Genomic DNA, 24942 nt, shown 5'->3' on the forward strand with positions numbered 1-24942 from the left:
CGATGAGGGAAGATAATCGGGCGCCTGCGCGCCGCAGGCGTGGTGTTTAGCACCGCGCCGCCAGCCAGTCGATCAGGCGCCCGGCATCGGGAAGACGCGCGGCCTATCGGCAGATCGGCGAGAGGATCACTTCGATGACAAGGACGAACAGCGCCGCGGTCACGAAGGCCGGGACCGGGCGCAGCGACACATGGCGAAACAGGAAGGCGTACATGAACGCCAGCCAGACGATGATCGGAAAGAGCAGAAAGCGCAGCAGCTTTTCGGTCGGCAGCGGCTCCGGCAGGGCGATGGCGAAGATGAGGTGCAGGATCGTATAGGCGAGCGCCCCAATCGCGCCCATGATCGCGACCGCCGTCGCCGTGCGCTGAAACTTCGCGTCCTCCTTGAGAACGCGCAACAGACCGAAGGTCGCGCCGTACAGAAGGCCCGCGCTCAATATTCCGTAGATCAGGCTTCCGAGCAGCGAATGATTGAACGCCTGCGCGACCGTCTGCAGCACGCCATAGGCGCCGAAGGCGCCCAGCATCAATTCGCGCGAATCCGGCAGCGACAGTTGCGACGCTTCAAGATTGATCATCTTGAGCACGGTCTGCGGCGTCTGCTCCTTGAGATAGGGAATATTGATCGGCATGGAGAGCGTTTCCCTTGTCGCTGGGAAGGCGAAAGCCCTGCCCGCATTGAAGCGAAAAGCCGTGCGACCCAGCGCGCCGCAAGGGCGCTGGCCGGGCCGCACGACCAATTGGCGCCTCTCTAGCACGCTTTGTCGGAGCGCGAAATTGGCGATCCCGATGTTGCAGCGCGAAGCCGTTCCTACGGCAGGCGCCGGCTCCATTCCTCGCGGGCGATGACCTCGACGATGCGCCGCGCCGCCTCGCGCCAGGCGACGCGCAGGACCTGTTCCGGGTCGCCGGCGCGCCGGCCGTCGAGAAAATCGGCGATCGTCTGCGCCAGCGCTTTAGCGTCATTGACGCGAAAATAGAGCGCGCCCGACCCGCCGACCTCGCGAAACACCGGAATATCGCTGCAGATCGCCGGCCGGCCGCGCCGCGCCGCCTCGACGATCGGCAGGCCGAAGCCTTCCGCATAGGACGGGAAAATCAGCGCCGCCGCGTGGTCGTAGAGAAAAGACAGCGCGTCGTCGTCGACGTCGTCGAACCAGAAGAGCCGACGACCGAATTCCGCATGCGTGAGAATCTCGTTGACCGTCGCTTCTTCAAACCAGCCGCGCCGCCCGACGACGATCAAGCGAATGTCGCGCTTATTCGCCCAGAGCTCTTCGAATGCGCGGAGCGCGACGCGCTGGCCCTTGCGCGGCTCGATCGTGCCCACCGCGAGAAAGACCGGGCCGTCTCCCGCGACCGCCGCTGTGATCTTATCGTTCGGCGCGGCGTCGGCGCGCAGCGCTAGATCGGACCCGCAGTGGAACCAGCCGATCTTGAGTCCGGGACGATGCGCGAGCCCTTGCGCCGCGACATAGTCGGCGAGTTCGTCGGCCACGGTGCGCGAGATCGCCAAAAAGCCGTCGCTTTCGAGTAGCGCCTTGCGCAGCCAGTCGCGATAGCGCGGCACCGTCACTTCATGGCAGGCGTGCGGATAGAGCTCGGGAATGAGATCGAAGATGCAGGTGACGATTTCGCCGCCCTCGCCGCGAATCTTTTCGAAAATCGGCGCGAGCGCGTCGAAGGCGTTCCAGCTGTCGGAAAGCATCAGGAAGCGGTCGCCGGCTTCGATGGCAATTTCCGAGTCGGGCGCGGCGTCGCCGCCGACAAGCTCAGCGACGAAGCCGTTGGCGGTCAGCAGGCGCCCGTCGGCGCAGCGAACGGCGACGGCCGGAATGTCGAAGCTCTCGCCGCCGTAAAGACCGCGCGTCACTTCCTTGACGACGCGCTGAATGCCGGTGCCGGCGTCGCGCTTGATCGTTCCCGTCACGTCGACGAGCAGCCGGCGCGCCGGCAGCGGCGCGCGCGCGGCGGCCGGCGCGCTTGGCGCGGGCGTTGTCTGGATCGTCTCGGGCGACCGCCGGCGAAAGCGCCCGGCGACCGCGTTCGCGGCGTCGGCGATGGAAGCTTCGATCGGCCGCAGAAAACGGTAGATATGGCCAGAAACCGAATAGATCAGCCGATAGCGCTCATGAGTGAGATGCAGGAGTTCGGCGCGCAGATAGTCGAGCTGAAATTCAAGCAGGCGAATGCGTTCGCGATCCTCGTCCCGCTCACGGTTCTGCCGCTCGCTCATGATCCCCGGCTCATGACGAAGCCTGTGCGGCTTGCGTCTCGGCGGCGCGCGCGTCGTCGAGGAGCGCCTGCAGCATGTCGTCGATATCGTGGCTGGGCCGCCAGCCGGTCGCGTCGATCAGTTTCGTCGCGTCGCAGGCGACGCTAGCGAGATCGCTGGCGCCGGGCCGCAGCAGCGCCGGATCGACCTCGATGTCAACTTGCGCCTTGGACCGTCCGCGCAGCCGCTCGAGCAGCGCTTCCAGCCGATAGGCCGTTCCGGACGCGACGTTGAAGATCGAAACCGGCTCGGGCAGGTCGTCCGCCTTTCCGATCAGCCGCAGATAGGCGTCGACCACGTCGCGCACGTCGAGAAAATCGCGGGCCTTCGATAGATCGCCGACTTTGAGCAGCGGCGCGGCGCGGCCCGATTCGATCGCGGCGATCTGCGCGGCGAAGGAGGCCAGCGCAAAATTGCGATTACGCTGACCTGGTCCGGAATGATTGACCGGTCGCGCCACGATCAGCCGTCCCCGGGGCGCGAGCAGATCCGCAAGCGCGCCTTCCGCGGCGATTTTCGAGCGGCTGTAGGCGTCGGCGGGTCGCAGCGGCGCATCCTCGCTCAAAACGCCATCGCGAAAACTCGCGCCATAGACGGCCGCGGTCGAGGCGAAGAGAAACGTCGCGGCGGGACAGTGTCTGGCGACCGCCGCGCCGAGCGCGAAGGAGCCGTGAAAATTCACCCGCCAGGTCAGTTCGGCCGCGTGCAGCGCCTGGCCGATCGACGCTTGACCCGCAAGATGGACGATGAGATCGGGGCGCAGGCGCGCGATCAGCGCGTCGACCGCGGCTTCGTCGACAAGATCGGCGACGGCGGCCGCGAAACCTTCATGGCCGCCAGACTCGCCGGGACGCAGCAACATCGCCCGCGTCGCCCGCGGATAGGCCTCGACCAGGGCGGCGCAGAGGTGTCCCCCGACGAATCCGCCGCCGCCCGTCACCAAAATGCGCTCGAAGGCGGCCATCGCGGGCCCTTTGTTTTAGGGTTAGGCTGTCTCGCGCCGCAGCCGCTCGAGATCGGCGTCAACCATTTCGCAAATCATCTCGCGAAGATCGATCTGCGGTTTCCACCCTAGAACCCGCTGCGCCTTGCTGGAATCGCCGAGCAGCACGTCGACTTCGGCCGGACGATAGAATTCGGGGTCGATGACGACGAATTTTTCCATGTCGAGCCCCGCGTGGTCGAAAGCGATGCGGCACATGTCCCGCACCGTGGTGGTGACGCCTGTCGCCACGACATAGTCGTCAGGCGTCTCCTGCTGCAGCATCAGCCACATGGCGCGCACGTAATCCTTGGCGTGCCCCCAATCGCGCTTGGCGTCGATGTTGCCCAGACGCAATTCCTTGGCTAGGCCGAGCTTAATCGCCGCGACGCCGCTCGTCACCTTTCGGGTGACGAATTCAACGCCGCGCAGCGGGCTCTCATGATTGAACAGAATGCCGGAGGAGGCGTGAAGGCCGAAGCTCTCGCGGTAATTCACCGTGATCCAATGGCCGTAAAGCTTCGCCACGGCGTAAGGGCTGCGGGGATAGAAGGGCGTCTTCTCGCTTTGCATCGGCTCCTGGATGAGCCCGTACATTTCCGAGGACGAGGCCTGATAGAAGCGCGCCTTCGACGCCCCGAGCCGCATCGCTTCGAGCACATTGGTGACGCCCACGCCGGTGACATTGGCGGTGAGCACCGGCTGACGCCAGGAAGAGGCGACGTAGGATTGCGCCGCGAGATTGTAGATTTCGTCGGGCTGGACGGCCTGCACGGTGCGGAGCAGGCTCGAGAGGTCGGCGAGATCGGCGTCATGCAAATTCAGCTTGCCGCTGATGCCGAGCCAGCGGAGGCGATGGTCCTCGACGCCCCGATGCGACGAGCGCCGCACCACGCCATGCACCTCATAGCCTTTTTCGAGCAAAAATTGCGAGAGATAGGCGCCGTCCTGTCCTGTAACGCCGGTCACCAGCGCGCGCTTGGTCATCAATGATCCTGTTCAAATTACCCGGCTGGCCGCAACGAGGCGAAGCTTCGCGGCGCTGCGGCTGAGGGCGGTTCTCGCCCAAGCCGCGGGCGGCTGCAAGAGGGCGCGCGCGACGCCATTACAGAATCAAGGCGCCTTAAGCAAGAGCACGGCAAGGCGCGCCTGCCGGCGGCGGGGCGCCGCCGGCAGGCCTGCAAGCCTTGGTATCGAAGTTTACGCTTCTTTGTCAGGCGGCGGCAATTTGCCTTCCGGCGTCGCCTTGTCGATGACCTCGGGCAAATATTGGGCAAGGAGCGCATTCGCCTTATCGAGGTCGATTCCGGCGTTCTTGGCGATTTCCTTCAGCTTGTCGGCGTTGATCACCTTGCCGATGTCCACCTCGCTGATCTTTTCATTGGGGCCGAGGCCGATCCACGAGTGGACCTGCTTGCCTAGTCCGGAATTTTCGAAATTCTTCACGACGCCGTCTAGGCCGCCTTGCTTTTCCACATATTCCTTAACGAGGCTAAGGGCTTCAGCGCCGATCACCCCGCCAGCGATCGCTTTTAGCCAACTCATGCTCATCTCCCTTTTAACAAAGTCGAGCGCGTCGCGCCGCGCTAGGTCAAATAAGGCGGGGCGCGGGCTTTACAATGTCGGGCGATCGCCGGCTTGGGCTAAAGACTTCATTCAAATAGCAAATCATCGTTCCGATGGCCCCAGCGGCGGATTTCGTTCCAGATGTCTGAAGCGGTTTCGGCGTAGCGAAAGAGATGGCGGTCCTGCGGGTCGATCACGCCCTCGTCGAGCAGAAAATCGACGTCGAAGGCGCGCCGCCAATAGTTTTCGCCGACGAGAACGATCGGGATCGGCTTGACCTTGCCGGTCTGCACGAGGGTAAGCGTCTCGAATAATTCGTCGAATGTGCCGAAGCCGCCCGGAAAGGCGACGAGCGCCCGCGCCCGCAGCATGAAATGCATCTTGCGCAGCGCGAAATAGCGGAACCGCAAGCACAGCGAGGGCGTGACATAGGTGTTGGGCAGCTGCTCATGCGGCAAGGTGATGTTGAGCCCGACCGTCTCGGCGCCGGCTTCGAAGGCGCCACGATTCGCCGCCTCCATGATGCCCGGCCCGCCGCCGGTGACGATGGCGAGGCGCGGCTGGTCGCCGCTCGCACGCGCTGCGCCGACAAGCGCGCCGAATTCGCGCGCGACTTCGTAATAGCGCGAATTTTCGTGGATTCGCTGAGCGACCGAAAGCCGTCGCGCAAGCGTCGCGTCGGCGGGATCGGCGGCGGCGCGCGCCTGCGCTTCGGCGAGCCGTCGTTCCGCCAAAGCGGGTTCGACGATGCGGGTCGAGCCGAAGACGACGATCGTGGCGGCGACGCCGTGGCGGCGCAGCAAGGATTCGGCCTTCAGATATTCGAGATCGAGGCGCGGTCCGCGCGCCTCGGCGGAGGCGAGAAAATCAATGTCCTCGTCGGCCTTGCGATAGGAGGGGCTTGAGAGGATCGCCTGCAGCCGCTCAGCGGCGCCGGGATCAGGAACATTGGGCGCCGGCGGTCGCGACGGCGCTCCCTCGCCGGGCTCGAGGCGCGAATGTCGGTCGTCGTCGCTGGGGCTCAATCGTCGCTCCCTTTAAGCCACTCGTCGGCGCGTTTCTTTATTTCCGTTTCGCCGCGGCGTATATGACCCGCCGGACGCCGTAGGGCGTGGATTTGTCAAGGAGCAAGGCGAGCGCGCATGGCTGGGCATAGTCAATTCAAGAATATCATGCACAAGAAGGGCAAGCAGGACGCGATCCGCTCCAAGCTCTTTTCCAAGCTCGCCCGCGAAATCACCGTCGCCGCCAAGATGGGCCTGCCCGACCCCAATATGAACGCCCGCCTGCGCGCCGCTGTTCTCGCCGCTAGGGCGGAGAACATGCCAAAGGACAATATCGAGCGCGCGATCAAGAAGGCCTCGGGCGCCGACGCCGAAACCTACGACGAAGTGCGCTATGAGGGCTACGCGCCCGGCGGCGTCGCGGTGATCGTCGAGGCCCTGACCGACAATCGCAACCGCACCGCCGGCGAAGTCCGCTCCTATTTCACCAAGGCCGGCGGCGCGCTCGCCGAGACCGGGGCCGTGTCCTTCATGTTCGACCGCGTCGGCCTCGTCGAATTCGACAAGAAGGCGGCGACCGAAGACGCGATGATGGAAGCGGCGATCGACGCCGGCGCCGACGACGTCTCGACGACCGACGAGACTCACGAAGTGATCACCTCCGTCGAATCGCTGCGCGACGTCGCCAAGGCGCTCGAAGAGAAATTCGGCGAGCCGCGCAAGGCGAACCTCGTCTGGCGTCCGCAGAACACGATCAAGGTCGACGATGAGTCGGGCGAGAAAATCCTGAAGCTCGTCGGCCTGCTCGAAGACAATGACGACGTCCAGAACGTCTACGCCAATTTCGAAGTTTCGGACGCGCTCGTCGCCAAGCTCGCGGGCTAGCTTGCGGCAGGCGCGATGACGCCGGTCCCCGCGCGGCGGTAAGAGATGCACAATAAGCGCGGCTATCATCACGGGTCATTGAAGCAGGCGCTGATCGACGCCGCTCTGGAGATTCTCGCCGAGGGCGGGCCGGCGGCGCTGACGCTCACCGAGGCCGCGCGCCGCGCCGGCGTTTCGCCCGCCGCGCCCTATCGTCATTTCTCCGGGCGCGACGCGCTGATCAGCGAACTCGCGCGCCGCGGCTTCGAGACCTTTGGCGCGCGAATTGAAATGGCGTGGGACGAAGGCCGGCCCGACGCCAAAAGCGCGATGCGGGCGATGTGCGCCGCCTATCTCAAATTCGCGCGGGACGAGCCTGGACTTTACGCCGCGATGTTCGGACAGGCGCGGACTCTCGCCGACCCTGGCGCCGGCGGCGCCGCCGATCACGCCCTCGAAATCCTCTGGCGCGCGGTCGTCGCCTGGCTGCAGCAGGCAGGCGCGCCGGCGCAGGGCGCGCGCTATGCGGCGCTGCAAATCTGGTCGCTCGCGCATGGCGTGGCGATGCTAACCATCTCCGGCCATTTCGATCCGGTCAAAAGCGCTGATCCCGCGCTTTTGCTCGACAGCGCGGCGCAGGGGGTGATGGAAAGCGCGGCGGCGCGCGCCAAAGCCGCGCCGGTCTAATCTCTTAATAAACTGAATTCATCGCCGATTTCCGCACGCGGCTTAATCATTCGTTAACGTTAACGCCCTCAAATGATGCAAATCTTAATTGCGTGAGGCTGCCGTGCCGCAGGCGTCGTCAAAACATATTCGCTTCAGGGGTCGGTCCTTCCCGGTTCTGACTCTCGAACCGGAACAGCCGCTCGAAGGCTGGTTCGAGCAATTGGACGCATTGCTGGAACAGTCTCCCGCCTTCTTCGCCAAGAAGTCGATCGTCATTGATCTCGGCAAGATGGCGATCGAGCAGGCGCAACTTGGCGACCTCCTCGCAAGTCTCAGCCGACGCGGCATCCGCGTCATGGGCCTTTCGGGCGTTGATTCTTCATGGGCGTCGGACGAACTGCCGCCGATTCTGGCCGGCGGCCGCGCCACCCCTCAACCGCCGACGGAAGCCGGCGCGACGCCCGCCAAGGACGCAAGCTCCGGAACGCTGACCCCAAGCGAAGAATCGGCCTTCAAGGACATTGCGAAGTCTCTCGGCTCGGACGGCGCGGCCGGAGTCGCATCGGCGACGCCCGCCGCGCCGCTAATCCTGGTCGAGCCGGTGCGCTCCGGCCAGTCGATCTATTACCCGGAGGGCGACGTGACCGTCATCGGCTCGGTCGCCTCGGGCGCGGAAATCATGGCCGGCGGCTCGGTGCATATTTACGGAACGCTGCGCGGCCGCGCCATGGCCGGCGCCTATGGCGAGAAGCGCGCCCGAATCTTCTGCCGCAGGCTCGAAGCCGAATTGCTCTCGGTGTGCGGCGTCTATCTCACCGCCGAGGAAATCTCGGCGAATATGCAGCGCCAATCCATTCAGGCCTGGCTCGAAAACGAAACGGTCAAGATCGCAAGGCTCGACTAAAAGAGGACGGGACGATGTCCAAAACATTGGTGGTCACCTCCGGCAAGGGAGGCGTCGGAAAGACGACTTCGACCGCGGCGCTTGGCGCCGCTCTGGCGCAGCAGGGCCATAAGGTGGCGGTCGTCGATTTCGACGTTGGCCTGCGCAATCTCGACCTCGTCATGGGCGCCGAGCGGCGTGTGGTCTACGACCTCATCAATGTCGCCCAGGGCGACGCCAAGCTGCATCAGGCGCTCATCCGCGACAAGCGGCTCGACAATCTCTATCTGCTGCCCGCTTCGCAAACCCGCGACAAGGACGCGCTGACCGAAGAAGGCGTGCAGAAGGTCATCGGCGAATTGCGCGAAAAGTTCGACTGGATCGTCTGCGACAGTCCGGCAGGAATCGAGCGCGGCGCGACACTGGCCATGCGCTTCGCCGATGTCGCCGTCGTCATCGCCAACCCCGAAGTCTCTTCGGTGCGCGATTCGGACCGCATCATCGGCCTGCTCGACGCCAAGACCGAACGCGCCGAAAAGGGCGAGAAAGTCGAGAAATTCCTACTGCTCACGCGCTACGATCCAGGGCGCGCCGCGCGCGGCGAGATGCTGAGCGTCGAGGATGTGCTGGAAATTCTGTCCATCCCCCTCATCGGCATCGTGCCCGAGAGCGAAGAGGTTCTGCGCGCTTCCAACGTCGGCGCGCCGATCATTCTTCACAATGCGATGAGCGCCGCGGCATGCGCTTATTCGGAAGCGGCGAAACGGCTATGTGGCGAGAGGACGCCGGTCACCATTCCCTCCGAGAAGAAGGGTTTGTTTGTTCGGCTCTTCGGTCGGAGGGCGGCATGAATATTTTCGGACTGTTCGGGCGCCGCAGCGCCACCGCGCCGGTCGCGCGCGAGCGCCTGCAGATTCTTCTCGCGCATGAACGCAAATCCGCGCGCGCGTCCAACCTGATCTCCGTTCTGCACAAGGAAGTCCTCGCCGCGATCTCCAAGCACATCACGGTCGATCCCGACAAGGTGATGGTGAAGATGCATCGCAAGGAAGACATGTCGCTGCTCGAAATCGACATCGAGATCGAATCGGAGGCGACGCTGGAACGAGATGCGGACTTTGCCGACGACTGCGCGTTGGAAGACGATCTGAGCGGCAAGGCGGCCTGACCGGCCGCCGCGCTTGCAAAGAGCGGTAAGGGAAAAGCAGCCGAGTTCGGCGCGCATTGCGCGCCATTCCGGCATTCTTTCAAAGACCGAATCGCCTTATAGATTTGCGAATAGATTGATATAGGGCGAATAGCTGAAAACCCTATTTCTCGCTTGCCCTGTGATCTCAAACAATATCTGATTATTGCAGAATTTCTCAACAAGAGAGTTCGCGTTGGGGAAACTCACTTGTAGAACTTCTTTTACGCTATTCACACTGACTGTTGGATGCGAATACAGATATTCTAGAAGCTTGTTCGCGTTCGCGGCCGTTCCTCCAAATTCGTTCATTATTATGTGTCTATGCTTTTCTCTCAGATCGACGATTTCTCGCGCCGTATCCGTAGCTTGCCGGCCCACGTCGGCCACCCCTCTCAGAAAAAACTTAAGCCAGCCCTCCCAATCGCCGAAGACCCGCGTTCTTTGCAGTTTCTCGTAATATTCGCTCCGATGTTGCTTGAAATAATGGGATAGATAAAGAACGGGCTTCTGCAGTATATTTTGCTGGCAAAGAAAAAAAGTGATCAACAGCCGCCCAATGCGCCCATTGCCGTCGAGAAATGGATGGATGGTTTCGAATTGGGCGTGAGCCAGGCCGATTTTGATCAAGGGCGGAAGTTCATCGCTTGCATGGAGGAATTTTTCCAGTTCGCCCAATGCTGCCTCCGCCTCTTGATAAGGAGGAGGAATGAATGTCGCCGTTGAAAGCGTGCTGCCGGCCGGGCCGATCCAGTTTTGGCTGCGCCGCAGTTCTCCCGGCTGAAGATTTCGTCCGCGAACGCTTTTGAGCAATTGCTGATGGAGTTCCTTGATCAGTCGTATGGATAGGGGGATTTCTCCCAATCTCGCTAGTCCGTAATTCATGGCGGCGACATAGTTCAAAACTTCGTCGACGTCGTTTGGCGCTTCGGAATCGAATATCTTCGCCTCGGCTCTGAGAAGGTCGTTTATCGAAGCTTGCGTGCCTTCGATTTGGCTGGATAAGACCGCCTCCTTGCGCACGTACATAAATACGAACAGTTCCGGGTTGGGCAAAGTTTGAATCGAGCCGTCAAGGCGACCCAAAGCGCGATCGGCCTCCGACAGCAACCATTGCATTTCGGAATCGATTTCCACCGGTGGATCGGGCGGCAACGGCGCCGGTAGGAAAGCTTTGTAGCCGCTCGGCTGCAGGGCGTATTTTCCCGATCGGTCGCTCAAATTAGTCACCTCAATTCCTGTTAAAGGTACTCCTTAATATGATTCGATATAAGCTTCTATATTATTGTGACGCGTTAACATGGAGGTTTTTGGGTTCCATATAAATGCCGGACAAATTTAAGGGCATTAGATCGCTCCATACTATGGCGCACGTTTAATAAGAACTCCGGTTAAGCCTGAACGTTACGGACTTTTGGTCTGGCCTCACTAAATTGCCGAGTTTCCCCCCTTGACCTCTCGACATTTGCACCTCTTGCCCTTGCGACAATGTTAATGCATATTACATTGCTGTCGGCCCCGCTTTGCGGCGGGCGGCCGTTGACCAAACTGGAGCCCATCATGAGCTGCCATCGTTATTCCCGCATGTCGTCGTCCGGAGCGGGCGGATCGCCCTGGGGCCATTGCGGGCGGATGTCCTGGAGGCCCTACGAGATCGCGGCGATGATCCTCGGCTTTTTCATCTTCTGGCCGCTCGGCCTCGCGATCCTGTTCTGGAAGCTCTGGCAGAAAAGCTACGGCTATGAAGGCGATTTCTTCGCCTTCGCCCAGGAGCAGGGCGCGCGCATCAAGGAAGCCGTGAGCGGCGTCGCCCGCGAGGGCGCATCCGGCTGGGGCGGCCCGTCCTTCATGCGCTCGACCGGCAATGTCGCTTTCGACGAATGGCGCGAAGGCGAACTCGCCCGGCTCGAGGAAGAGCGCCGCAAGCTCGCCGAGGCCGAGCGCGACTTCGCCGAGCACATCGACCAGCTGCGCCGCGCCCGCGACCGCGAGGAGTTCGAATCCTTCATGCGCGGCCGCAGGAACGGCGGCAAGGACGCGTAATGACCATCAAGGCGGCGCTCTGACCACAATGAAAGGCGCAAATCGGCAATCCGATTTGCGCCATTGCAAATGTCGAGCCCCGCCCGCGCAAATAGCGTCATTCGCAGGCGGCGAGCGAGGCGTTCCCGGATAGGGAGTCGCCTCGCGCGCGATTTACTGCGGAATGACGGACCCTTTCCGCGTCAGCAGGCCGCCTCTGACATATCCGGTCTTGCCATTGTAGGTGACATGGCACCAGCCGCTGCCGATTCCTCGCGGGCAGCCAAGAACGTCGACCGTTTCGCCGCCGGGAATGGTTTCGATGTCCGCCCCAAACATGCTCGCCCGTTTTTTCAGACCGGCGGCGTTGGTGGTCACGACCGGCGCAATGACGACGTCCGATCGGGAAGTTCCCAACGCAGGCGCGTTCACCCATCCCGTCTTCGACCCATAGCGGACCTGACACCAGCTGTGCGTCCAGCCCTCGTTGCAACTCAACACTTCTACGTCGGTTCCGGCCGGTATCTGGCCGATTTTTTTCCACGACTTTCCCGGTCCGGAGCGCAGATCGGCGGGACTTTGGGCGGGGGTCGCATGAGCGACGTCGAGGACAAGAAAGGCGACAAGACCAACTGTCGCTGCAGCGAACATCTTTCGCATGACGAATTCTCCTACATTTAAGACAACATATTCTATGTTCCTGCGTTGCGCCGCAGATCAGGCGAGCGGGAAGAGTTTGTGCTGCTCCATTTCGACATTCTCTCGGAGGCGTTCCAACCCGTTCATTGTTGTCCGGTCGAGAAGAAAGCAAACCGCTGCGCTTGACTGTTCTTACTTGGGATAGAGCTAAGGCTTTTCGAGACGGATGACGTAAATTTTATCCTTGAGCTTTGGCTACTGCCGGCTGTCTCGCATCCGCCGGCCAAAGCAGCGCTTCAATGCTGATCCGTCGCGCCGCCCCAAGGCGGCGGCGCGTCTCGCGCGAAGGCGGAAAAGACCTTCCTTTGGCGAATGCGCCCAGCATCCGAACGACGAGCGTTCCCATGCGCGACGGGGCGTCGGCGCGTGTCGGCGAAGCATTGAAATCGTCATGGAGAACACGGAAATTGCGCGCCGCAAATCTGATTGGCGGAGGCCCGGCCACCAATGGCTTTACGGCGGATCGAAACCGAAATCGACATTGAAGCTCCCGCAGAGCGCGTCTGGGCGCTGTTAACCGACTTTGCCCAGATGCCGTCCTGGAACCCGTTCATCAGGTCGGTTTCCGGCGAAGCGACGAACGGCGCTCGGCTGACGATCCTCGTGTCGCCGCCCGGCAAGCGCGCGATGCGATTCACGCCAACCGTCCTTTCAGTTCGGCCGAACCGAGAATTGCGTTGGCTGGGCCACCTTTTCGTGAAAGGGCTGTTCGACGGCGAGCATTACTTCCTGCTGGAGCCGCGAAATGAGCGCGCCACGCGCTTCGTTCAGGGCGAGAATTTCTCAGGGCTCCTCGTTGGCCCCCTGAGCGGCGCCTTGCCCGCGACGCGCATGGGATTCGAGGCCATGAATGTCGCGCTCAAGCAATTAGCCGAGGCGCCAGACAGAGTTCAGTGACGGGTTGCAACTTTTCAGCTATAGACGGCGAAGGCGTTTCGTCCTTGAGTCTTCGTTCGAACATCGCGCCAAGGCATGTTCGCTCGACGCAGGACGGTTGTGTTGCGGCGTGTTTTTCCAGCGACCTTCCTCGCGTCAACCAAAGGTCAAGAGCGTCAATGCGCCAACCCACTCGTCCATTCATCACGGCCTATAAAAATCGCTCGACCAAGTCTCGGGCGTCCGATTCATGGAAGATCAAGGAAGACGAAACCGCTAAGGCGGAAACATCCCTCAACGACTTGAGCGCCTTGGCGGCTGTTGAAGTCGAACCCGACGCCGCCTATTTGGCCGCATTGAAAGCGGCGGACGCCGTATTCGGACGGGAAGCGGATAAGACTCCTCCTGCGCCTTCTCAACCAAATCGCCTTCCGACGGGGCGCGTGCTCCCGAACTTGCTGCAAGAGGAGATCGTAAACTCCCGTCCAGCGAGCGCGCCATCGAAGAAGTCGCGCCCCGGGCGCCCGGCCGCGAAAGTCAAAGCGCCGGTTCAAACCAAGCCCAAAAGGCCGAAGCGCCAGGCGCAATTGACCGCACCGACGCCCGCAGCGCAGCCGGCGAGAGCAAGCGAACCGGAGATGGCTCTCGAATCATCCTCCCCGACGGGACGCGCCATTCGTGAAAAATGGGTTTTAAAGACGACGCTCAAGGCTGGAGAAAGATGGAAACGGCGGCTGGGTAAATTCGCGCGTTGATCGCGATTGGCCACGACGCCGGGCCGGATGCCGCTTTCGCAACATGGACCGAGACCTTTCCAAGACCGGCTGTCGCGTCCGCGCTACGTCCCGCAAATATCTCGCCGTTAACTAATCTTCTCGACCCCGCTTTAACGCGGCGGCGGCAATTGTCGCGGCATGGTCCGCCGCGCCCATCCATCGCTGCTTGTGCCGGCGCTCGCCGCGGCGACGCTGTCCGCTTGCTCGATTGGCCAGAAGCCGCAGCGGCCGGCCTGGCGTACCCAGGCCGAAAACGCCTGTCTCGCCGAACGACGCGTCAGCCCTTCCGACTATATCGCTCTCGCGCCGGAGGTTGACGGACCCGGCATCTGCGGCCTCACCAGGCCGTTCAAGGTGACGGCGCTCCAGGGCGGCGCCGTCGCCTTCAACGCCACCGCGACGCTCGACTGCTCGATGGTCGCCGAACTCGACGCCTGGCTCGCCGACACCGTGCAGCCCGCCGCCCAGGCGCGCTTCGGCCAGCAGATCGTCCAGATCAATTCGATGGGCTCCTATGCCTGCCGCGGCATGAACAATATGCGCGGGGCGCAGCTCTCGGAGCACGCCTTCGGCAATGCGCTCGATATCGGCGGCTTCGTACTCGCCGACGGCCGCGAGATCACGCTGGTCCGCGACTGGGGTCGCGGCGACCCGCAGACCCGCGCCTTTCTGATGGATGTGCATCGCGGCTCATGCGGCCATTTCTCGACGGTGCTGTCGCCGGGCTCGAACGCCTTCCACTACAATCATATCCATGTCGATCTGGCGATGCATGGCCGCTCCGGGCGCAGCATCTGCAAGCCGGAGCCGCAGGAGACCCTGCCGCCGCCCGATTTCTCGCCGCTGATCGCGCAGCAGCGCGCGCCGGCGCCCGCGGCGGAGGAAGAGACCGACAATGACACGACCGGCAAGCCGCCGCTCGCCGCTTTCGACGGACCGGGCGTCGGCGCGCGCGACGGGCTCGGACCGCTCGCCGGACCCGAGGCCTACGCGCCGCCGCCATCGGCGCCGCTGCCGCCGCGCCGCGACGGGATCAGCCAGCTCCTCCACGATTCGGATCAGACCTCGAGCATCGGCCGGCGGCGAACTTTCTAGTTCGCTGCAGGCCCTCCCGCCTCACCGCTTGCTCGCGCCCATATTCACCAGCCGCAGAATGAGCCACGCCGGCACGACGAAGACGGCGCCGGCGAGCACATAGCTGACCAGCTCCCTCACCGCGCCGAAGCCGAGCTGATAGATGCGGTCGAAGAAGGCCTGGACGCCGCGAAAAATGTCGATCGGCCGAAGCTCAAGCCACATCAGCAAAGCGCCGACGACGAGCGAAATCACCAACAACCGCACGAAAGTGCTGAGCGGCGAACCGCCGAGGAAATTTTCAAGCGTATTGTTCGACGCCATCTCTTGGCTTTCCTGTGATGATGTGTCGGAGCCGGGCGCAATCAGATCGCGCCGGTCTTCCGTCGGCTCCGGCGGACGCGGCTTGTCGAGATGCGGCCAATTGGCGAAAGGTCCCTGATCGCTCACGCCGGGCGCATCCTCATGACCCTCATCATCCAGGGCTTCACGTCGCGCCTCCGGGCGACGTCTCTTCGCGGAAGAGGCGCATTATGCGGCGCAGAAAGCGCTCGGTAAAGGAGAGTGCGCGCTCGAATTCCTCTTCGCTCGGCGTCGCGTTCGGCCTTGCCGCCGGGGGCGCCGGCGCGGCCTCGGCGCGCGCTTTCAGCGCGGCGTTCTCCCTTCGCAGCCGGTCGATCTCGGCTTCGAGCGCGGCGCGCTCTTCGGCGCCGAGCCGGCATACGGCGACGCCGTCCTTGACCGAACAATAGGAGACCGCGCCGGTCTCCTTGTTCAGCCGGACATAGCCGCCTTCGGCCGGCGTCAGCGCGAAGCGGTCGCCCTCGGGCGCGACGATCGGCGGCTGCGTCTCGGCGGCGGCGGGTCCAACGCCGCTGGCAAGGAGGGTGGCGAGAAGAATATGCCGCGCCGCTTTCATGGGCCGCCGCTCTTTTTTAGGAAACTTGCCCGCAGATGGGCGCTCCGCCCTCCCGCGTCAACCGGGGCGCATTCGCCGCGCTTGAACGCCGCGGCCGGCTCGGCCATATAGCTTTAGCCGGAGCGCTTTAGCGGGCTTTGGCGAAAGAGGCGCCAACAGGGCTTCAGAGAAATGTCGCGTCCGCCGCTCAATTCGCCGTTTCTGCTCGGCTTCGATGAGATCGAACGGGCGCTCGACCGCGTCGCCCGCACCGCCTCCGACGGGTATCCGCCCTATAATATCGAGCGCCTGCCGCGCGACGAGAGCGCGCCGGAGCGGCTTCGCATCACCCTCGCCGTCGCCGGCTTCACCCGCGACCAGCTCGACGTCTCGCTCGAAGAGAACCAGCTCGTCATCCGCGGCCGCCAGACCGAGGAGCGGGAGCGGCATTTCCTGCATCGCGGCATCGCCGCACGGCAGTTCCAGCGCGCCTTTCTCCTCGCCGAGGGGATGCAGGTGCTGGGCGCCGATCTCGTCAACGGGCTGCTCTCCATCGATCTGGCGCGCCCCGAGCCGGAACGGGTGATAAAGAAAATCGATATCGCGGCGCGCGACTGAGCGCTTCAGCCTTTCAGGACCCATGTTCGAGCTTGCCGTCGCGCTTGTATTGATCGTCATCAACGGGATTTTCTCGTTGTCCGAACTCGCGATCGTTTCGTCGCGCAAAATCCGCTTGAAGACGATGGCCGCGGAAGGAAGGCGCGGCGCCGCCGCAGCCCTGGCGCTCGCCGAAAATCCCGGACGTTTCCTTTCCACGGTGCAGATCGGGATCACGCTGGTCGGCGTTCTCGCCGGCGCCTTTTCCGGCGCGGCGCTCGGCCAGCGCTTCGCCCAGGAGCTGCGCGCGCTGGGCCTGTCGGGCTCCGCCGCCGATTGGGTCGGCTATGGCGGCGTCATCGGCTTCATCACCTATCTCTCGGTGGTGATCGGCGAATTGCTGCCAAAGAGCATTGCGCTGCGCCATGCGGAAGCCATCGCCTGCCGGATGGCGGCGCCGATGGCGTTTCTCTCGACGCTCGGCGCGCCGGTGGTTTGGCTGCTCGACGCGTCGACGAAGCTCGTGCTGCTCGTCATCGGCCAGACGAGCGAGCTTCAGCCCACCGTCACCGATGAGGAAATCAAGACGCTTGTCGCCGAGGCGCAATCGGCGGGCTCGATCGAAGCCCATGAACAGCAGATGATCGCCGGCGTGCTGCGCCTTGGCGATCGCGCCGCCCGCGCTTTGATGACGCCGCGCGCCGAGGTCGATTGGCTCGATCTCAGCGCGCCGGAGAATGTCTTGCGCCAAAAACTCATCGAGTCGACGCATGCGCGCCTCCCCGTCAGCCGCGGCGACATGGACGACATGATCGGCGTGCTGCTCATTCGCGAATTGCTGGGGCCGGCGCTGCGCGGCGAGCCGCTCGATCTCGAAGCCCATGTGCGGCCGGCGCTGGTCGTGCCCGATTCGATCGACGCGCTCGACGCGCTGAACGTGCTGCGCGAAGCCGAGACGCCGATGGCGCTGGTCCATGACGAATACGGCCATTTCGAAGGCGTGGTGACGCCGGCCGACATGCTCGACGCGATCGCCGGCGCCTTCAGGTCGAACGAGGGCGATGAGGAGCCCGAAGCGATCCAGCGCGACGACGGCAGCTGGCTGCTCGCCGGCTGGATGCCAGTCGACGAAATGGCCGAACTGCTGCGCGTGACGCTGCCAGAGAACCGGACTTTCGAAACGGTCGCGGGCCTCGTGCTCGACGGGCTGATCCGCTTCCCGACGCTTGGCGAAACCGTCGACAAGCTCGGCTGGCGCTTCGAAGTCGTCGACCTCGACGGCCGCCGCGTCGACAAGGTGCTCGCGTCGAAACTGCCGGCCGAGAGTCAGTAGCGCCGCGTGCTCAGGAGATTGCGGACGGTTCGCCGCCGCGCGAAGCGTTGAGGGGCCGGTCAGCGGTAGCGGGTCGATTTGAAGTTCGCAAAGGCATTCTATGGCGATGCCTGTAGGTTACCGTTCGGGGACATCGCTCTTAACGAACAGTGCCATCGGCGCACTGGCGAGGTGATACTCGGAACTGGACATCAAGAGGAGCCGATTGATGGTATTGTCCTGAATACCGCCAGTGGGCCAAAGGCACGATACGCGCGCTTGCGATAGCTGAACCCCAGACTTCTTAGCGGCCGGCACTGTTGAGGTTTGGACTCGCTTGAATTCAGCGCTGAGGCTGGCTTCGACATTAGGCTTCGGACTCCTCTCCGAACGTGCCGAAAGGTACTTGAAGACCTTTCGCATGAGGGCTCGATAACCTTGAAATAGCCCATTCTCGGCAAGCAAATCGATTTCACGAACATTACAAGGGAAGACAAACTCACCACTCTCCATGGCAGCACGCAGGTGGTTAAGCTGCGATGCGCGCTGAATGCCGGGCCCAGTAGCGGTCATCAGTTCCCGCCAACGGAATACGCTGTCGGTTACGATGCAAGAGCCCGTGGCCTGCGCAAGGTACATCGTGATCTCAAAGTTTGGCACCATCTTAAGCAGTGTGAACTGTCCGCCACCCTCCCCGCCTTCGAGCGATCCCTCCTGTAGCACCGCTAGCGGGTCTTGTTCGCGAAGCGTATCGAAACCATCGAGAACCGACTCCACAGCCTCTTCATCCAGTTCAGGAGAATGCCGCAGAACTTGGTGCCGAAGCGCCTCGCGTGGCAACAGCAACATGCTCCGCTTACGTTCCTCCTCCATCATCTCCATGAAACCATTTTCTTCCTTAGGATCGACTTTTGTTCCCTGCGAGCGAAACTTATCCATTTGGAGCATCTGGTCGCGCAGGTGAGAATCGAAGTTGCAGGGATCGGGAAATAAAGTGACAAGCCCTCGCTCGACGAGTGGGGTGATCGTCATAAATAAGACGACCGACTTCAGGAATTCCTGCCTATAAGTCTTGGGGTGTTCGAAAGGACTGAACTTCTTGTTGACGGTCCGTGGATGAATGAAGGGGTGCTGGATCAGCAGTTCGTCGAAATAGAGTGATAGGCCGAGCGCGCAGTTCCCAATGACATCGGGGTGAAGAACACCGGTGTAGATGCCCCGCGCCTTCCCATCCGGCTTCGGCAGCATTGCTAGCAAATTTGTCTCTAGCGGCCACAAGGCGTCAAATAGACCATAGACTTCTTTGATCTTCTCGTCCGTGATTTCACGGCGCACAGTGACCCAATTGCAGTCTTCCGTAATCCCAAGGATTTTGGAGAGGCCAGTGAACAGCATCAAGTTGCGCTCGCGGATACCGCGCTCTTCCCAGGTGGGTCGGAGGGCAACACGCTTATGCTCGCAGCATGCGCCAAATGCGCGACCCGACCCGCAACCGCAGGGATCGCGCGCGTGAAGCGTCTTCGATGGGGGCTTTTTTTTTAAAAACTCGCGTTCCTTTTCGGTTCGGCCAAAAGCGTCTTGATAATAGACTTCGCCACTCTCGAAACCGGCGTACATCTCGCCGCCAAAATGCCAAATCCCGTCTTCGGGAGGGAGGAATACGCTACGCAAATCGGCCCAGGGCTCAATCGAGGAGGTCTCTGGGTAAAGCCATTCCTCTTTGCCGGCGGCGATATAGCGCCTCGCCCGCGCTTTAAGCACTCGGTTGATCCGAGTAACCTCGCCGCTCGTTAGCTTGCGCGTCCGGATAAACGCATCGGTTCGGGCCATCGACTTGCGGTAGTGGCGCGCAAACGTCCGCTTTTCAAGCGGCGGAGCCGTATGGTCTTCCGCGTATTCGAGGTTCGTTATAATCAGACAAAAATCTCGGTTAAGCGGGAAAATAGTGTGTGAGCCCTTTAGTACGATCGATGGGTCGTTCGGATAACGATTGCCCTGGACGTCCGGTTGCATCGCATGATTGTAGATGGTCACCGGGTGGTCGCTGACGATGAACTTGACGTCGGAGTCTTGTGCGGAGACGATCTCCCGCACGCCTTCAGTCCAAATCGTGCAGTGCATCGTGCGAATGCCCTGCATCTCGAACATCAAGTCGTTCTGTGTCAGGCGGGAATATTGTCCACGCAACCAGTCAAGTCCTTTGGGCGTCCGAATTTTTTGGACATCAAGACACTCGAAGAACGTCGTAAAATGACGATGCCACTCACTGACATCTTCGCCGACAAAGGCGCGGACAGCGTGAGCGCCCCGTGTGTCGATGTCTCCAAAGAGCTTGCGTTCGATCTCGTCATTCACGGAAGTTCCGAAGAAGGTCGAATAGAGATCCCTTTGCTGGAAGGCGCGTGACGAGGGCGATTCGAATTTTGACTTCCCGAAAACGATCTGACCGTCCGAACGCGTGTGTTGCGGCGGCAACATGTCGAGATAGAAGTAGGTGTTTCGGCTTGGCTCGAAGAATCCTTCCTGATACCATCGAGGTACGTAATGATTGTTGCGTGTCTTGCTCATTTTTTTCAATATACTTCGCCTGAGGACTTGGCGAACCTAGGTTGATAGCCTCATGCGGCCCAAAGGCCCTGCGCAGACGAAATTTGGCGCCGCGGATTGTCCAGCGCCACGCAGCGCCTGCCGTCCAATTTTGTGTCAACTATAGTAGCTAGCCGGAGCGGCGCGGTAAAACGGCACGCAATGTGGAGCGTCCGCCTTGGGTCAAAACCTGAAATTCAAACTTACCCACCACCCGATCAGCACGATGTTCGAAGTCTTCAAACCACCTGCCTTCCCGTCGGGAAAAATTCCCGGTCATTGCGGGATTATGACCCGCAAAAACCGTTATTTTTCAGTAGTGTAGACTCCATGCCACACGTTGGAAATATTAGCTTTGCAGCCCTGCTGACGAGGGACGGAACGTCTTTTCGAACGGTATAACTGCCTAGGTAACGCATGGGGCAGTAATGACCGGTTCCAAGAAACAAGTTTCGCTTATCGCGCTCGCCGCCGCGCTCGCCGCTGGGACCGCCCATGCCCAGCAGGCGCTGCCGACGATCGAGGTCGGCGCGACGCCATTGCGCTCTTCCTCCCGTCCGGCGCCGACCGCCGCGCCCGCGCCGCAGCGCTCAGCCGGCCCGGCGCGCGCGACGACCGCCGCGCCGGTCGCGCCCGCGCCCTATGTCTCGCCGCTCGTGACCTATCAGGTGCCTGCCTCGGTTCACGTCGTCGACGCCAAGGAAATCGCCAACACCCGCAAGTTCAACATCGGCGAGGCGCTGCAACGCGCCGCGCCGGGCGTGCTGATCAATGATGTCGGCGGCAATCCTTCCTTCCCGCAGGTCGATTATCGCGGTTTCGTCGCCTCGCCTTACGCCGGCGTGCCGCAGGGTCTCGCCGTGTTCCAGAATGGCGTGCGCATCAATGAAATGTGGGGCGATACCGTCAATTGGGACCTGATCCCGAGCGTCGCCATCGACCGGGTGGCGATCGAGACCGGCAATCCGCTCTACGGCCTCAACGCCATCGGCGGCGCCATCATTCTCGACATGAAGAACGGCTTCACCTGGCAGGGTGCGGAACTCGACATCCGCGGCGGCTCCTTCAACCGCCGCCAGGGCGCGTTCCAATATGGCCGCCGGATCGGCGATTTCGCGATGTACGCCGCCGGCGAGGCGCTGGGCGACAAAGGCTATCGCTATTTCTCCGGCGCGCAGATCAAGCGCTTTTACGGCGATATCGGCTATCGCGCGGAAAGCGTCGAAATCCACGCCAATGCGACGCTCGGCTCCAATCATTTCGGCGCCTCCGGCCCGGCGCCGGTGGAGCTCGTCGCCGGCGACAAGAGCTCGGTCTACACGACGCCGCAGACCTACAAGAATCAGGTCATGATGTTCGACCTCAACGGGCAGGTCGATGTGAGCCCGACGACGAAGCTGCTCGGCGACATTCATTATCGCGGCTATAATCAGGCGCGCGTCGACGGCAATACCACCGATTTCGACTGCGAGGGCGGACAGGCTTTTTGCACCACGGGCGACGGCCAGCCGACAACCGTCCCGAATTTTTTCAATACCGGAAGCGAGTTCATTCAGGGTCCGTCGCTCGGCGCGATCGACCGAACCTGGACGAAGATCAATACGCTCGGCTTCACCGGGCAGCTCAACAACACCGACAGAATTCTCGGCTTCCCGAACAAATTCACCGTCGGCGTCAACCTCGAACACGGCTACACCGGCTTTAAGGCGAATGAGGAGCTTGGCATCGTCAACCGTGATTTCACGGTCACCGGCATCAATTACTTCACCAATGAGGCCGCCGCCGGCATCGCGCCGGTCAATCTCAATGTCTCGAATTACTATCTCGGCGCCTATGCGCTGGACTCGCTCGATCTGACCGACAAGCTCACCGCCACCGGCGGCCTGCGCTTCAACCGAGCCAGCGTCCAGATGTACGACAATATGGGCGTGGCGCTCAATTCGACCCATATTTTCAATCACATCAATCCGATGGGCGGCCTGACCTATAAGATCACGCCGCAGATCGCCGCCTTCGCCAGCTATTCGGTGGCGAACCGCGCGCCGACGCCTCTGGAGCTCGGCTGCTCTGACCCGAACCGGCCCTGCATTATCGACGCCTTTCTCGTCGCCGATCCGCCCTTAAAACAGGTGACGTCGAATACGATCGACCTCGGCCTGCGCGGCGGCTTCAGGCCCGCCGAAGCCCTGCCGGACATGCTCGGCCGATTCCCCGGAACGCTTCAGTGGTCGGCGGGAATCTTCCGCACCAATGTCTTCGACGACATTTTGAGCATTCCAAGCCAGATCGTCGGCCGCGGCTATTTCACCAACGCCGGCAATACGGTGCGTCAGGGCGCGGAATTCTCGATGCGCTATGCCGACGAGCGCATGTCGGCCTATGTGAACTACACGCTGACCGACGCCTATTTCAATTCGCAAAACATTCTAGGTTCGCCGAACAATCCCTGGGTCGTTGCGGTCGGCTCGACGGGCGTCATGGTCAATCCGGGCGCGTCGCTGCCGTCGATCGCGCGCCATCGCTTCAAGACCGGCGCCGATTATGCGGTGACGCCGAAATGGAAGGTTGGCGGCGATTTCGTCTACGCCAGCGGTCCCTATCTCGCCGGCGACTGGGCCAATCAGTTCGGCACGCTATCGCCCTACGGCCTTTTGAACCTGCGCACGTCCTATGATCTCACGCCCTATCTGCAGCTCTATGCGCTGATCGAGAATGTGACGAACACGCGGTCGCGCAACTTCGGCACGTTTTTCGAAACCAACGCCGTCAATTTCGCAAATTTCTACAATCCGAAGATGGTCTCGGTCGGCCCGCCGACCGCCTTCTACGGCGGCATGAAATGGAATTTCGGCGCGGAGCCCGGCGGCTGGATGGCCTTGGCGCCCGATGAGCCCGCGCGGCCGAGCAATGATGCGCCGGCCCCGCGCCGATGGGCCGGCCTCTATGCCGGCCTCAATGCAGGCTATGGCTGGGGCGGCAAGACCGGCGCGCGCGTCAGCCCCAATGGCTTCGGCGACCGTTTCGCCACGCTCTGGAACGAGAAAATCCTCGCCGAGGAGCCGGCCGACGACGGCGCCGCCTGGTGGAACATGTTCCTGCCCGGCGCGGCCGCGGGGGCGAACAGCGGATACGCCAAGGTGAGCCGCGACGGCTTCATCGGCGGCGGCCAGATCGGCTGGAACTATCAGGACGAGTCGAATGTCGTGCTCGGCCTTGAAACCGATATTCAGGGAACGCTGTTTCGCGGCAAGGGCGCCTATGCCGGCGCGCTCGTCGAAACCGCGGGCTATATCGACAAGCCGGAGAATGGCGGGCTGGAGTCGCTCGTGCTGTCCCGCCAGACCATCGGCGGCGGCGCGATCTCCGCGGGAACGCGCTGGATGGGCACGTTCCGCGGCAGGCTCGGCTATGCGATCGCCGATACGCTGCTGGCCTATGGCACGGGCGGCCTCGCCTTTGGCGACGTCTATGCGTCCGCCCTGCACTTCAACACATCGAGCATCCAGCGCCAGAATGATGTTGGCGTGACGGCCTGGAACTACGCCAATCCCGCCGCTTTTGGCGGCGCCGGCTATTCCGGCTTCATGGCCGGCTGGGCGGCGGGCGGCGGGGTCGAATGGATGTTCGCCGATAATTGGAGCGCCAAGGCGGAAGGCCTCTATTACAATCTCGGCAGCGTCGATCTCATGTCGTCGCCGCTTGCGACCGCTTGTTCAAGCCAGGCGACGAATAGCTCGGCCGGCGCCTGCGCCAGAGGCGCGTCTGGATCGAACCGCATCGCGCCGGGCGGCCTCCTCTGGGCCAATATTCCGGTGACGAAGGTGGTGTTCGATGGCGTCGTCGTCCGCGCCGGCGTCAACTATCATTTCAACTGGGGGGCGGACCTCCTTAATCCGGCGCTCTAACTTCGACGCACACGACGCCAGCGCCTCGATAAGGCGTTTGCGTCGTGGCCTCGACCGCGCCCTGCGAGTCGGCCTCCTCACGGCCGACAAAGGCGGGATCGGACGCGAGATTTTCCTCCCGCCAGTGCAACGCTTGCGCGACCGCTGACGCGTTCATCCGTTCTCCGGTGAAGGCGAACAGCAGCGTATGCGCCGCGATTTTTAAATCGAGCCAGAGCGACGCGTAGCGAATATACCAGACATCCAGCGCGTCTTTCTCCTTGGCCGTCACGGTCCTGCCGCCGTTCAGCTGCGCCCAGCCGGTGATGCCTGGGCGCACGAGCAAGCGGAGGCGCGGATCGCAGGGTCGATCTTGCGGCAGCAACGGCCGCGGGCCGATCAGCGACATATCGCCGACAAGAACGTTGAGCAGCTGCGGGATTTCGTCGAGACGCGCCGCGCGCATCATGCGGCCGATTTTCCAGAGTCGTTGACCGTCGGCAATCCTTTCGCCATTGCGAGCGCCGCCATTCGGGAGTCATCTGCGAGATTCTCAGGGTTGCTCCGGCAATGCCGAGCCCGAGCCAGATGATAAGCGGCGACGCCATGGCCAAGTCACAAAACTTGTTTCTTGTCTCTGATTCGCTCATGCGCGCACTTCTTTTCGAAGCCTTGTCGCATTCCAGGCGTTCGATGAGCATATGTCCTCGAAACTCCTTGTCCTACGATCAGAGTTTGCCCAGTCTACTCCATTCGATTATTGTCCGTCGCGTGCGTAAGTTGGACG

24 protein-coding genes are annotated in these 24942 nt (G+C 62.2%); 12 read left to right on the forward strand and 12 right to left on the reverse strand.

Going from position 1 to position 24942, the window contains the following annotated elements; translation table 11 throughout:
• Positions 1 to 103: 103 nt before the first annotated feature.
• The 6 genes from U1E20_RS15180 to U1E20_RS15205 form a co-directional block, all read right to left on the reverse strand.
• Positions 104 to 634 (reverse strand): hypothetical protein, encoded by a 531-nt coding sequence (locus U1E20_RS15180; RefSeq protein ID WP_409981465.1) that lies wholly within the window; start codon positions 632 to 634, stop codon positions 104 to 106.
• A 179-nt stretch (positions 635 to 813) separates the two neighbouring features.
• Complete coding sequence (locus U1E20_RS15185) at positions 814 to 2238, reverse strand: glycosyltransferase family 4 protein (RefSeq protein ID WP_409981466.1); 1425 nt, start codon at positions 2236 to 2238, stop codon at positions 814 to 816.
• A gap of 10 nt (positions 2239 to 2248) precedes the next feature.
• Positions 2249 to 3241: an NAD-dependent epimerase/dehydratase family protein gene (locus U1E20_RS15190; protein WP_409981467.1), complete on the reverse strand. Its 993-nt coding sequence runs from the start codon at positions 3239 to 3241 to the stop codon at positions 2249 to 2251.
• 21 nt (positions 3242 to 3262) lie between these two features.
• Positions 3263 to 4246, reverse strand: a complete 984-nt coding sequence (gene gmd, locus U1E20_RS15195; protein ID WP_409981468.1) for a GDP-mannose 4,6-dehydratase — start codon at positions 4244 to 4246, stop codon at positions 3263 to 3265.
• A gap of 213 nt (positions 4247 to 4459) precedes the next feature.
• Positions 4460 to 4804 carry a YidB family protein gene (locus U1E20_RS15200; RefSeq protein ID WP_409981469.1) on the reverse strand — a complete coding sequence of 115 codons (345 nt, stop codon included), beginning with the start codon at positions 4802 to 4804 and terminating at the stop codon, positions 4460 to 4462.
• Positions 4805 to 4911: 107 nt separating this feature from the next.
• Positions 4912 to 5850, reverse strand: coding sequence for a TIGR00730 family Rossman fold protein (locus tag U1E20_RS15205; RefSeq protein ID WP_409981470.1), 939 nt, complete (start codon positions 5848 to 5850; stop codon positions 4912 to 4914).
• A 117-nt stretch (positions 5851 to 5967) separates the two neighbouring features.
• Between U1E20_RS15205 and U1E20_RS15210 the strand changes: the two genes are divergently transcribed.
• The 5 genes from U1E20_RS15210 (at position 5968) to minE (ending at position 9413) form a co-directional block, all read left to right on the forward strand.
• Complete coding sequence (locus U1E20_RS15210) at positions 5968 to 6714, forward strand: YebC/PmpR family DNA-binding transcriptional regulator (RefSeq protein WP_409981471.1); 747 nt, start codon at positions 5968 to 5970, stop codon at positions 6712 to 6714.
• A 45-nt stretch (positions 6715 to 6759) separates the two neighbouring features.
• Entirely contained in the window at positions 6760 to 7380 is a 621-nt protein-coding gene (locus U1E20_RS15215; protein ID WP_409981472.1) for a TetR/AcrR family transcriptional regulator, read from the forward strand.
• Positions 7381 to 7483: 103 nt separating this feature from the next.
• Positions 7484 to 8266: a septum site-determining protein MinC gene (gene minC, locus U1E20_RS15220; protein ID WP_409981569.1), complete on the forward strand. Its 783-nt coding sequence runs from the start codon at positions 7484 to 7486 to the stop codon at positions 8264 to 8266.
• A 14-nt stretch (positions 8267 to 8280) separates the two neighbouring features.
• Positions 8281 to 9096, forward strand: a complete 816-nt coding sequence (gene minD / locus U1E20_RS15225) for a septum site-determining protein MinD (protein WP_409981473.1) — start codon at positions 8281 to 8283, stop codon at positions 9094 to 9096.
• A complete protein-coding gene (gene minE, locus U1E20_RS15230) occupies positions 9093 to 9413 on the forward strand; it encodes a cell division topological specificity factor MinE (protein WP_409981474.1) in 321 nt (106 codons plus the stop codon). Before minD ends, minE begins: the two co-directional genes overlap by 4 nt.
• Positions 9414 to 9509: 96 nt before the next feature.
• Here the strand turns inward: minE and U1E20_RS15235 are convergent, their stop codons facing one another.
• A complete protein-coding gene (locus tag U1E20_RS15235) occupies positions 9510 to 10661 on the reverse strand; it encodes a Fic family protein (RefSeq protein ID WP_409981475.1) in 1152 nt (383 codons plus the stop codon).
• Positions 10662 to 10991: 330 nt separating this feature from the next.
• Between U1E20_RS15235 and U1E20_RS15240 the strand changes: the two genes are divergently transcribed.
• The gene (locus tag U1E20_RS15240; RefSeq protein ID WP_409981476.1) at positions 10992 to 11474 is read left to right on the forward strand and encodes a DUF2852 domain-containing protein; all 483 of its coding nucleotides are present in this window, start codon (positions 10992 to 10994) and stop codon (positions 11472 to 11474) included.
• Positions 11475 to 11627: 153 nt separating this feature from the next.
• Here the strand turns inward: U1E20_RS15240 and U1E20_RS15245 are convergent, their stop codons facing one another.
• Entirely contained in the window at positions 11628 to 12113 is a 486-nt protein-coding gene (locus U1E20_RS15245) for an SH3 domain-containing protein (protein ID WP_409981477.1), read from the reverse strand.
• A 486-nt stretch (positions 12114 to 12599) separates the two neighbouring features.
• Between U1E20_RS15245 and U1E20_RS15250 the strand changes: the two genes are divergently transcribed.
• From U1E20_RS15250 to U1E20_RS15260, 3 genes are all read left to right on the forward strand, one after another.
• On the forward strand, positions 12600 to 13049 hold the full coding sequence (locus U1E20_RS15250; RefSeq protein ID WP_409981478.1) for an SRPBCC family protein: 450 nt from the start codon (positions 12600 to 12602) through the stop codon (positions 13047 to 13049).
• Positions 13046 to 13783 carry a hypothetical protein gene (locus tag U1E20_RS15255; protein ID WP_409981479.1) on the forward strand — a complete coding sequence of 246 codons (738 nt, stop codon included), beginning with the start codon at positions 13046 to 13048 and terminating at the stop codon, positions 13781 to 13783. Before U1E20_RS15250 ends, U1E20_RS15255 begins: the two co-directional genes overlap by 4 nt.
• Positions 13784 to 13942: 159 nt before the next feature.
• Entirely contained in the window at positions 13943 to 14899 is a 957-nt protein-coding gene (locus U1E20_RS15260) for an extensin family protein (RefSeq protein WP_409981480.1), read from the forward strand.
• A 21-nt stretch (positions 14900 to 14920) separates the two neighbouring features.
• Here the strand turns inward: U1E20_RS15260 and U1E20_RS15265 are convergent, their stop codons facing one another.
• On the reverse strand, positions 14921 to 15328 hold the full coding sequence (locus tag U1E20_RS15265) for a DUF6460 domain-containing protein (protein ID WP_409981481.1): 408 nt from the start codon (positions 15326 to 15328) through the stop codon (positions 14921 to 14923).
• A gap of 37 nt (positions 15329 to 15365) precedes the next feature.
• Complete coding sequence (locus U1E20_RS15270) at positions 15366 to 15797, reverse strand: hypothetical protein (protein ID WP_409981482.1); 432 nt, start codon at positions 15795 to 15797, stop codon at positions 15366 to 15368.
• 171 nt (positions 15798 to 15968) lie between these two features.
• Between U1E20_RS15270 and U1E20_RS15275 the strand changes: the two genes are divergently transcribed.
• A complete protein-coding gene (locus U1E20_RS15275; RefSeq protein WP_409981483.1) occupies positions 15969 to 16394 on the forward strand; it encodes an Hsp20 family protein in 426 nt (141 codons plus the stop codon).
• Between the two features lie 22 nt (positions 16395 to 16416).
• On the forward strand, positions 16417 to 17706 hold the full coding sequence (locus U1E20_RS15280; protein WP_409981484.1) for a hemolysin family protein: 1290 nt from the start codon (positions 16417 to 16419) through the stop codon (positions 17704 to 17706).
• A 117-nt stretch (positions 17707 to 17823) separates the two neighbouring features.
• Here the strand turns inward: U1E20_RS15280 and U1E20_RS15285 are convergent, their stop codons facing one another.
• Entirely contained in the window at positions 17824 to 20253 is a 2430-nt protein-coding gene (locus U1E20_RS15285) for a DUF4238 domain-containing protein (protein ID WP_409981570.1), read from the reverse strand.
• Between the two features lie 446 nt (positions 20254 to 20699).
• Between U1E20_RS15285 and U1E20_RS15290 the strand changes: the two genes are divergently transcribed.
• A complete protein-coding gene (locus U1E20_RS15290; RefSeq protein WP_409981485.1) occupies positions 20700 to 24176 on the forward strand; it encodes a TonB-dependent receptor domain-containing protein in 3477 nt (1158 codons plus the stop codon).
• Here the strand turns inward: U1E20_RS15290 and U1E20_RS15295 are convergent.
• Entirely contained in the window at positions 24160 to 24660 is a 501-nt protein-coding gene (locus U1E20_RS15295; RefSeq protein ID WP_409981571.1) for a sugar transferase, read from the reverse strand. The two genes, U1E20_RS15290 and U1E20_RS15295, sit on opposite strands and share 17 nt — an antisense overlap.
• Between the last annotated feature and the right edge of the window lie 282 nt (positions 24661 to 24942).

Origin of the sequence: Methylocystis sp. (assembly GCF_046349115.1) — a bacterium.
GTDB lineage: Bacteria > Pseudomonadota > Alphaproteobacteria > Rhizobiales > Beijerinckiaceae > Methylocystis.

Coding starts and splice junctions, on each gene's coding strand:
- U1E20_RS15180 (WP_409981465.1), bottom strand. CDS start 634: ATGCCGATCAATATTCCCTATCTCAAGGAGCAGACGCCGCAGACCGTG.
- U1E20_RS15185 (WP_409981466.1), bottom strand. CDS start 2,238: ATGAGCGAGCGGCAGAACCGTGAGCGGGACGAGGATCGCGAACGCATT.
- U1E20_RS15190 (WP_409981467.1), bottom strand. CDS start 3,241: ATGGCCGCCTTCGAGCGCATTTTGGTGACGGGCGGCGGCGGATTCGTC.
- gmd (WP_409981468.1), bottom strand. CDS start 4,246: ATGACCAAGCGCGCGCTGGTGACCGGCGTTACAGGACAGGACGGCGCC.
- U1E20_RS15200 (WP_409981469.1), bottom strand. CDS start 4,804: ATGAGTTGGCTAAAAGCGATCGCTGGCGGGGTGATCGGCGCTGAAGCC.
- U1E20_RS15210 (WP_409981471.1), top strand. CDS start 5,968: ATGGCTGGGCATAGTCAATTCAAGAATATCATGCACAAGAAGGGCAAG.
- U1E20_RS15215 (WP_409981472.1), top strand. CDS start 6,760: ATGCACAATAAGCGCGGCTATCATCACGGGTCATTGAAGCAGGCGCTG.
- minD (WP_409981473.1), top strand. CDS start 8,281: ATGTCCAAAACATTGGTGGTCACCTCCGGCAAGGGAGGCGTCGGAAAG.
- minE (WP_409981474.1), top strand. CDS start 9,093: ATGAATATTTTCGGACTGTTCGGGCGCCGCAGCGCCACCGCGCCGGTC.
- U1E20_RS15240 (WP_409981476.1), top strand. CDS start 10,992: ATGAGCTGCCATCGTTATTCCCGCATGTCGTCGTCCGGAGCGGGCGGA.
- U1E20_RS15245 (WP_409981477.1), bottom strand. CDS start 12,113: ATGCGAAAGATGTTCGCTGCAGCGACAGTTGGTCTTGTCGCCTTTCTT.
- U1E20_RS15250 (WP_409981478.1), top strand. CDS start 12,600: ATGGCTTTACGGCGGATCGAAACCGAAATCGACATTGAAGCTCCCGCA.
- U1E20_RS15260 (WP_409981480.1), top strand. CDS start 13,943: ATGGTCCGCCGCGCCCATCCATCGCTGCTTGTGCCGGCGCTCGCCGCG.
- U1E20_RS15270 (WP_409981482.1), bottom strand. CDS start 15,797: ATGAAAGCGGCGCGGCATATTCTTCTCGCCACCCTCCTTGCCAGCGGC.
- U1E20_RS15275 (WP_409981483.1), top strand. CDS start 15,969: ATGTCGCGTCCGCCGCTCAATTCGCCGTTTCTGCTCGGCTTCGATGAG.
- U1E20_RS15280 (WP_409981484.1), top strand. CDS start 16,417: ATGTTCGAGCTTGCCGTCGCGCTTGTATTGATCGTCATCAACGGGATT.
- U1E20_RS15285 (WP_409981570.1), bottom strand. CDS start 20,253: ATGAGCAAGACACGCAACAATCATTACGTACCTCGATGGTATCAGGAA.
- U1E20_RS15290 (WP_409981485.1), top strand. CDS start 20,700: ATGACCGGTTCCAAGAAACAAGTTTCGCTTATCGCGCTCGCCGCCGCG.